General features: G+C 51.0%; 2 protein-coding genes. Both read left to right on the forward strand.

Features of this window, described 5'->3' with window-relative positions; all coding sequences use genetic code 11:
- The first annotated feature begins 81 nt into the window (after nucleotides 1–81).
- Complete coding sequence (locus tag DW677_RS18080) at nucleotides 82–270, forward strand: hypothetical protein (protein WP_020989947.1); 189 nt, start codon at nucleotides 82–84, stop codon at nucleotides 268–270.
- Entirely contained in the window at nucleotides 267–608 is a 342-nt protein-coding gene (locus DW677_RS18085; RefSeq protein ID WP_097786107.1) for a DeoR family transcriptional regulator, read from the forward strand. The genes DW677_RS18080 and DW677_RS18085 overlap by 4 nt, the downstream gene beginning before the upstream one ends.
- Nucleotides 609–637: the final 29 nt, after the last annotated feature.

A 637-nucleotide genomic window follows, 5' to 3' on the forward strand; every position in this document is an offset into this window, starting at 1 on the left:
GGAGATTTTAAGCGGCTCTATGGCTGTAATTTTGCCGAAAATCGCCCCGAAACCATACACGAAAACGGGAGGAAGCGCAATATGCCGAGAATGAGCAAAAAGAGGAAGTATGAGCTTTCCTTTTACCTCAATGACCGGGGGCGTGTCACTTACAACGAATTATGCCGGAAATGCCAGCATGGGTGCAAGCAGAGCTTCCGGGCGGTTGTGATTGACTGCCCCCGTTATTTATCCAAACGAGCAAAGAAAAAGGAGGAACACACAGAATGAATTTTGAATTTATGACGATAGACACACCATTGCCGCCCTGTATGCCCTTTCCCAGAGCGTTGACAGGATTTCCAGTCAGCAGCACCGCAAAGGTCATGTACTGCCGGATGTTGGACGCTATGCTATCCAAAGGGCAGGAGGACGAAAACGGAATCCTGTTTGTCTGCTTCCCTGTTACAGCCATTGCCGCAGTCTTGTCCCGCAGCTCTATGACGGTCAAGCGTTCTCTGAATGAACTGGAAACCGCCGGACTTATCATGCGGGTGCGTCAGGGCGTGGGAGAACCGAATAGGATTTATGTGCTGATACCGGGAAAGGAGGACGCCGCCCTTGCCTGATACCTCAAAGCTGGAAAAGCTCAACCGGG

This window comes from Clostridium sp. AM25-23AC (genome assembly GCF_003435125.1).
GTDB lineage: Bacteria > Bacillota > Clostridia > Lachnospirales > Lachnospiraceae > Pilosibacter > Pilosibacter fragilis.